An 8187-nucleotide genomic window follows, 5' to 3' on the forward strand; every position below is an offset into this window, starting at 1 on the left:
ATGCCAGAACGACGATTTCTTGAACATGGCAATGCAGCCATACACATCGAAACCAGCTCCTCCACTGACGGCCACACAGCGGCGGGAGCGAGATTCCTGAAGACCATACAGGACCTGTCGAAATTGATCGGGAAAGGGCTTGCCGAGTTGGAAAGCGACGCCCCCGACTCCGTAAGCATACGCTTTCGACTGGGGCTGTCCGATGACGGCAACTTCGTCATCGCACTGGACGGAACGCCTGCTAATTTTGAGGTCGAGATGAACTGGGGGGGTGGGTCAACACCCGATATCCCGCTACCGCGCCAGAAATAGCTGTCCAGCCAGGAAATCCAGCTCAGCGGAGCTAATGCCCAGTTCCACGATGTTGCTTCCTTGCGCCACTCCCAGAGATGGATTGAGTCCCATCTGGGACGCGCCTGAGGCGGTTATCACTTGGCGGTCGCTGGACACCAGCGAGATAACGCGTGGACCGGATTGATGCCCGGCTGGGTCATAAACATACGTCCATCCTCGCCCCATCTGAGCGGTCTGATCGGCGTTGTCGACAAGAACTTCGATGTCATCGCTCATGTTTCGGGTCACGATTGCAGAAGTGCCCTGGCCGCGTGGAATGTCGTAATATCGGGCGTCACGCGGGAGGTGTAACTGGAACCCCTCTTCAATGCGGCCTTCGATCCACTCGAAAATCTGTTCCTGGGCTTCGCCACCTCCCCGATACCCCGACTTGATTTCGAACACACTTAATACTTCGAGGTTTCCGTTGCTGCGCCATCGCGCGATGATGTTGTCTGAAAAAAGGCGCGAGGCTCCTGACGAGGGATCGATAATGCGTACGCCAGCCAGCAGCACGGCATCGGGGTGGGTTTCCTTGATGCGTACCAGGGTGCGAAGCTGTTCCGGCATTGAGAACACCTCGGCGAGGTTGCCCTTGAGGATGTTTAAATAGGCGCGGCTCACCCGTCGTTCTGTCGCAAGGAGTTCGGTCACGGCATCGACGCTGTCGTCGAAGCGGCTCAGGCGCTCCCAGGTCTTGGGCGCATTGTCCGCGCGGGTAAGGAACCGCAGTAGGTCGGAAACACGTTCCGGGGACATGGATGAAGGCCGGGGGATCATCGCCAGATCCAGCAGCACGGGAAGGCTTGTCCGCCCTCCACGCCGAATGTTTTCGCCCAGGAGTTTAAACAGGAAATCGTAGGCGGCGCCCCGGGCATAAGGGGGCCAGTCACGAGGTTCCAGTACGGGTCTCCCGGCGGCACGCTGGCGCTGCACATAGGCCTCGTAGAACTCCGCCACGCGCGGGTGGTTGATCTTTCCTTCGGCACTGATCAGGTCGTCGATGATCAGACACTGCATGTCGTTGGCATCCTCTGTAGTAACTCGGCAAGTGCCATCCACTGATCATCAGAGAGTCCGTGCCGCCGGCGTCGCAGCTGATCGGCGACCTCAATAATGAATCGACGCTCGGATTCACTAAATCCGGCGTTGTCGATTACGTTTGCCAAGCGTTGGGCGGCACGGCGGGTGCGCCCAAACGTGCGTGCGAGTCTCGGTCCGGCGCGGAGTACCCCGGACCCCACCAGGGGCAACAAAGCGCCAAGGCCCATAACAACCTTCTCCAGCGTGGATACACGATAGCCCCATCGATCCCGGTCCGTGGCGCAGGCGTAGAAAAACTCGGAAATGTCGGCGGCATCACCCACGTATGGAACAGCGCCCACTGCAAGGTCGGTGATGGTCTGGAGGATCGCAAGTATGGGGTCCGCGATGTAGTCGATACGGGCCCGCGATAATCGTCGAGTCGGTAGGTCTGCGCCTTGTGGCGGCACATTTTCGAAGTCTGTGTTGAATACTTCGAAAAACACCAGGGATCGTCTTCGACGCTCCTGCAAGGACGTGGTGCCGTGAATAAAACCACGTTGATTGCAGCTCAGTGTGGCCCGGACTGTAGGTGACTTCACGATGGTAACCAAAGGCAGGATGCCGCGACGGTGGTTTGAGTGCCCGTTATTGATGCGGAATGCGAACCGCGCTTCGTGGTCATCGCGACCGCTTTCGCCTTGTAAAAATCGGTGAAGCTGGGGAACTTCGATAGACAGCATTTGCGAAGAGTAGGGGTGCGTAAAGATGACCCCATTCGGCTGCAGGGCAACCTGCAGCAGACTGGGCGGCTGTAGAAACGCAAGCCGCGTCACGAATGGATTCCGGCCTTCCTCCAGCAAGCGCATGGGTTCAAATTCGGTCACCACGATATGGTCATCTAGACCTGCATCCTGAAACATACGATAGAGAAAGTAGAGGGACCGCTCCTCCTCGTCAGCGACACTGGAATCAAATATGGGATTGCCGGAACGCCAAGCCGGAGGGGGGAAGGTGTCGACGAAGTAGTCGCTTGTCAGTCCGCTGACCGTTGCATCGGCGCCCACGTTAGGGACGAGTCTTGGGTTTTGTACCCGGTAGACGTCCAGGCGAGGGACTTCCAGGGATGCGGTCCAGCTATCCGGCCAGTTTCGGGTTTCAACCGAAACGCCAGGGCCGGCAATTATCGTGATGAGCGGAGGGCGCACCACTCGATTGGGGTCGAAGGACAGGAACGCTGGAAGGGGGGAGTCGGGTAATGGCGATTCACCCAGCAGGTTTCCAGGATCGAACCCATAGTATGCGGGGATTCGTTCTTCGTCATAGCCGGGCAGGGGGCGCAGATACTTGAGCCTGAGGTACTTGGGCCGTTGGTCCCACTGATTGAACTTATACGTGAGCCTTATCTCCGGTCGGCCTTCCGGGCCCCGGGTAATTTCAGGCGTGAGTTGGGGAGGCATGGCCGGCTATTCTGCACACCGGTAGATCAAGCCGGGATTGCGCGAGTCAAGGCGCACCAGCTTGTCACGTTGGCGTGCGGTGCTGGCAATATTGCACGATGGATCAGGGTGAATTTTTACCCTTTCCGGCACGATACAGTTTGCGGATCGATTATTCCTGAAGTGGTGCTGTATGCGCTTCATCTGGACTCGTGCTCCCTGACTCAATTCACCTTTCCTTCCTGGCAGGCCTGAAAATCCGTTGATGCCTATCCTTTACCACCACCAGCAAGAATAGTTGATTTTTTGTTCAGTTCCAGCGTCGGTCAGCCGCCACTCAGCTTGTTTACACGTTGGCGTTGATCATCCATTTTCCTTGGGCAAATTGGCTTACCGTTTGGAAGTGGAGCGCGGGGCACTGCGTTTCGGGGTAGTTTGGAATTCCGGCGCGCAACCCAGCACGGGCGCATAACTGGAGGGGAGCCTGCCAACCGGGAAGCAGAACTGACAGCGAATTGGTCGAAAGGGCCTTCGGGGCGATAAAGAATCCTTTACTGCCGAAGCACAATTCCGGTTCTCATCTGTGACGCTGTTGCGGCTCAGCATGGGGCTGTGCTTGTGCGGTGAATACCCATTTGCCTTCTGCCCTGGGCGCGGCCTCGGGTACCGGCCCTCGTCGCCGATATCGAGGTAGACGACGCCGGTATCCGTACCCTCTTTCGAAAGCTGCTAAAGTTATATATAGATATGGATTTTATCTAATCGAACCTGTGCCAGGAGGGCCAGTCGTTTTGAATCACTCTGCCTGCCACCTCAACTCGTTTCCTTCCAAATCTCGGAGGGCAGGATTTGGTGATTGTGTCATCTCCCAGTTCTTTGCAGGTTCAATAACAAGCTATGCCACATAGAAAGTACTTAAAGTTCAGAATCACAGATCTAGAAACGGTTTTCTCGGATTCCATGGACGACATGGCGGTCCTGGAGGAGCTGGAAGAGGAGTTGCTCCACCGTTCTACCCAAAGGGCGGAAAAACTCCTTGAGAAGGTCCGCGGTGCGCTAAATGCAGAAGCTCCAGTTTTGGAGAATATCGCTGATAATCCTCGGGTCTTGGAGGACGCCTCGAAAAGTGACGGAGTTGAACGCCATCCCGAAGCAAAAACTCGCAATGTTTCTGAAGATATCGACTGGGATGTTGCGCTGGATCCCTATGTCACGAGAGACCCGGAGGCCGCCCAAGAACAACCCGAGATACCGATCTCAGACCAACCGGCCAATATCCTGGACGCCTGGACGGTCCTGGAAGCTCTCTCACCGCAGTCCTACAAAAGGCCCAATGACCTCGTCATGGGAGACGGCTCGGTAGCCTGGTTGAAAAGCGAACAAGAACCATGGCTTAAGGGAGAAAAATCTCGCCCGAAGAAGAACCTCTACTATGTCGTTTATCTTGGGGCAATCGATATTGAAAGCGCCATGCAGAAGCTTTTGATGGTGTTCCAGGATGACCGGGTCGAGCGGCCGGCAGCGAAAGGTTTTGCAGCGGTCGGCGCTGTTTTATTGGATAAGAAGGGGATTCCCATCCCCGATACTGGCCTGTCAATTTCGAGCTTTGGTTGGGCTTACGCGCGGGCTCTTCAGGGAAAAGTTGGTGAACTTAAGGCATGGGCCTTGGCAGAAAAGGTACTGCTAGAAGGTCTTGAGAGAATCATATATCGAACGGATTCCCAAGGGCGTCAAGTTCCATTTTCACTTAAAGTCGCCCAGCGTGCCTTTCAGTGGATCATCAAGAACTGTGGTATTCCGGAAGAGGATACTCAGGAGCCGTCGTTTGCCGTAAGACGGTATCAGCCATTCAGTAAAGGGGAGCCCGATACGCCGTTGCTGAACAGCTTTTTTCTGGATGATCTTCAGCTGGCGAAGTTGTTAGTGGATAACAAAAATGCTAGTCGAGCACTCTCACAGTATCTGGGGCTGGAATCCCCGCCGAACCGACATGATCTGATATCCGATGCCAAATGCCTCGAAGACGCCCTGGAGCCGCAATACACCCCATTGGCACGCTGGCCGGGTAAAGGTCGTTACCCTCTTGTGTTGCTTCAACAAGCAGCAATAAATCTTTGTCACCGGGAACTTGGAGAGGGTGGACTTTTTTCTGTAAATGGTCCTCCCGGAACCGGGAAAACAACACTGTTGAGAGATGTTGTTGCATCGGTGCAGGTGGATCGTGCGAAAGCACTTAGCAAGTTTGATGATGTTGGCAAAGCATTTCAGCACGCCGGGAAAATGAAACTGGGCAGTGCCTACGTGCATTTATATGAGCTTCATCCGTCTCTAAAAGGGCATGAACTACTCGTTGCGTCATCAAACAACAAGGCCGTCGAGAATGTGAGCCGGGAGCTGCCTTTGCGCTCCCAAATAGCCGAAGACATTGGTGACTTGGAATACTTCAAAGTTGTGAGTGATGCGCTGGCAAGTGGCAACTCCGATACCTGGGGCCTTGTTGCTGCCGTTTTGGGCAATTCAGGCAACCGATCGGAATTCATCAATAAGGCATGGTGGGATAAAGACAGTGGGCTCAGACAATACTTTTTAGCGCTTTCAGGTCAGGACGTGTCCACAATGGATGAGGACGGGGAGGAAGTATGGCCTCAAGTTGTGACGGAAAGCTCTCCTCCCGCTTCAGAACAGGAAGCCAGGCAGCGTTGGCAAAAGGCAAGGGATGAATTTCACAAGGCTCTTGCTGCATCGGAAGAAGCGAGACAACAGGCCCAAAAAGCCTATGAATGCTACTTGGCGTCCCAGGAGCTTCGCCATGAGCTTGAACAGGTAATGGCCAAACAGGACGAAAGAAACGAAGGGATTATAAAAATCGAGAGTGAAATCCATGCATTGGAATCAAGGCTAGTGGAGGTTAAGGAGAAGCTGGAGAGTGCCCGAGCGGCGGAAGAGACCTCTTTGGCCAACAAACCCGGTATCTTTGTCCGACTCCTCTCAAGAGCCAAGTGGAACACATGGAAAATTGGCCACAATAAGCTGGTGCAACGGGGTCACGAGTTCACAGCAGTTGCGGATGAAATGAAGCGTGAAGTCAGTGATCTTGAGCATAAGCGGTCGAGCTATCGCCGTGATCTTCAAGAGTTAGCCAGAAAGGAAAGTCTTTTTCGAGACCAAATAGCATCTGCGTTACGGCAGTTGGAGCAGTATTCGGACGTTTGTGGCGGAAAGCTTGTTACGGACCAGTTCTGGTCGTTGGAGTATGACGAGCAACAGAGGTTTGCGCCAAATTTCACGTCTGAAGCGCACAAGCTGCGTGATGACGTATTTGTAGCAGCGATCAAATTGCAAAAGGCTTTCATCGATTCGGCGGCGAAACCTCTACGCCAAAACCTTGGAGTTTTCTTCTATTTGCTGGGCGGTGGATCATTGCGACGTGAGTTGCAGCATTTGCTGCCAGATATATGGTCGACCGGGTTTTTGCTTACCCCCGTTATATCCACTACGTTTGCGTCGGTTGGTCGTATGCTAAAAGGTTTACCGAAAGAATGTATTGGCTGGCTACTTATTGATGAGGCTGGTCAAGCAACACCACAGGCTGCAGTAGGTGCGATTTCAAGAGCCAGGCGGGTTATATCGGTTGGAGATCCGCTTCAGATTGAACCAGTGGTAACCCTACCTCCACAATTGGTAGATAGTGTTTCCCGGCATTTCGGCGTTGATTCCTATAAATGGATGGCGCCACACGCATCCGTGCAAACGCTGTCGGACGAGTCCAATCCCTATGGAACAAAATTGCAGCGCGACCTCAGCGAGCTTTGGATCGGAGCTCCGCTTTTGGTGCATCGCCGTTGCGAAAATCCGATGTTTTCAATCTCTAACCGTATGGCTTATAACAAACTTATGGTTCATGCCACGAAACCATCGGAGTCGTATCTGACATCGATCTTCGGACAATCTGCATGGATTGATGTCGTTGGCAACGCCCAAGAGAAGTGGTGCCCGGAAGAGGGCGAGCGAGTTTGCCAAATGTTGCTGGAGGCCTGTGATAGCTCAGAGGGCAACCCAGACCTGTTTGTCATAACTCCATTCAGACGAGTTGCCGAAAAAATGCGACAGCGCATGAGCCGGGAAGTGGAGCGGCTGGAAGGTTTTGGTATGACCAATGTTGAGGACTGGATTAGGGATTCGATCGGTACTGTCCATACTTTTCAAGGAAAGGAAGCCAAGGGCGTCATTCTACTGCTCGGAGCACCGGGCCCTTCCCAGACCGGTGCACGTAACTGGGCAACTTCCAGCGTCAATCTGCTTAATGTGGCGGTGTCACGGGCGAAGCAGAACTTTTATGTGGTTGGAAACCGGAAGCTGTGGGCAGACCTGGGGAATATGAAGGTTGTGAGCCAAAGGCTTTAAAAGTGGAGGTTGCGGAAGATAGAAAAAGGGGCAGTGACCTCATGCCAATACCCGGTCAAGTGTAGGCGACTATTGACCGACCAGGACTCTGACTCATGCCGCTGTATCCCACGGTGATGATAGATTCGACCCGGTCTGGACTTTTCGGCTAACCCTATTATATTGTCGGCAGCATCCCATAGCCGTTGCGCCCAGGACGGGCGTCTTGTTTTCAAGGAAGATAGTATGTCCCTGCCTACCGATTTACAGTTCACTGCCCGCCTTGGGTCGTTACCCGACGATACCTTTGCCGTCGTTGAATTCAAGCTCGAAGAGCAGCTGTCACAGCCCTTTACCCTGACCCTCAAGCTGGCCAGCACCTTTGCCGACCTCGCCGCCAGCGATGTGCTGGACCAGGGCGTGGAGCTGGTGGTCTGGCAGGACGGCCAGGCCCTGCGCAACGTGCAGGGCGTGGTGACGTCTTTCAGCCGGGGCGACAGCGGCCACCGCCGCACCCGCTACGAAGTGGAAGTACGACCCGCCCTGTGGCGCCTGGACCTGATGCACAACAGCCGCATCTTCCAGCAACAGACCCCGGATGTGATTCTCGGCACCCTGCTGGACGAGCGGGGGCTGGTGGACAAGACCTTTGATCTGAAGCGGACTCCGCAAGAACGGGAATACTGCGTCCAGCACCGGGAAACGGATCTCGCATTCCTGTCCCGGATTGCCGCCGAGGAAGGCTGGCACTACCGGTTCGACCCGACCACCGCCGGTCAGCCGATCGTGATCGCCGACCATCACCGGGATGCCCCGCAACTCCCCGAGGTAGGCTACAACGCCACCTCAGGCGGTTCCCACAAGACCCCCTGCGTCTTTAAATTCAGCTACACCGAGACCGTCTCCGTCGCCGGCGTGGCCCTGAAGGACTACACCTTCAGGAACCCCGCCTACGCCCTGATGCACCAGGCCCATGCGGCGGACCTGGACAGCCAGCGCAGCGACTACG

5 protein-coding genes are annotated in these 8187 nt (G+C 54.9%); 3 read left to right on the forward strand and 2 right to left on the reverse strand.

All coding sequences use genetic code 11. The features are described from left to right. Positions 1–312, forward strand: coding sequence for a CU044_2847 family protein (locus EZI54_RS11355; RefSeq protein ID WP_131482004.1), 312 nt, complete (start codon positions 1–3; stop codon positions 310–312). On the opposite strand, the gene EZI54_RS11360 is transcribed toward EZI54_RS11355, so the two are convergent. Together EZI54_RS11360 and EZI54_RS11365 are read right to left on the reverse strand one after the other, a co-directional pair. Beyond that, entirely contained in the window at positions 295–1353 is a 1059-nt protein-coding gene (locus EZI54_RS11360; protein ID WP_131482005.1) for a hypothetical protein, read from the reverse strand. The two genes, EZI54_RS11355 and EZI54_RS11360, sit on opposite strands and share 18 nt — an antisense overlap. Next, positions 1341–2816, reverse strand: a complete 1476-nt coding sequence (locus EZI54_RS11365; protein ID WP_131482006.1) for a hypothetical protein — start codon at positions 2814–2816, stop codon at positions 1341–1343. Before EZI54_RS11365 ends, EZI54_RS11360 begins: the two co-directional genes overlap by 13 nt. Positions 2817–3755: 939 nt before the next feature. On the opposite strand from EZI54_RS11365, the gene EZI54_RS11370 reads away from it, so the two are divergent. Both EZI54_RS11370 and tssI read left to right on the forward strand, forming a co-directional pair. Continuing rightward, entirely contained in the window at positions 3756–7199 is a 3444-nt protein-coding gene (locus EZI54_RS11370) for a DEAD/DEAH box helicase (protein ID WP_165495732.1), read from the forward strand. A gap of 225 nt (positions 7200–7424) precedes the next feature. Beyond that, on the forward strand, positions 7425–8187 hold a 763-nt coding region (tssI, locus tag EZI54_RS11375), incomplete at its 3' end, for a type VI secretion system tip protein TssI/VgrG (protein WP_131482008.1).

The organism is Marinobacter halodurans (assembly GCF_004327985.1).
Taxonomy (GTDB): domain Bacteria; phylum Pseudomonadota; class Gammaproteobacteria; order Pseudomonadales; family Oleiphilaceae; genus Marinobacter_A; species Marinobacter_A halodurans.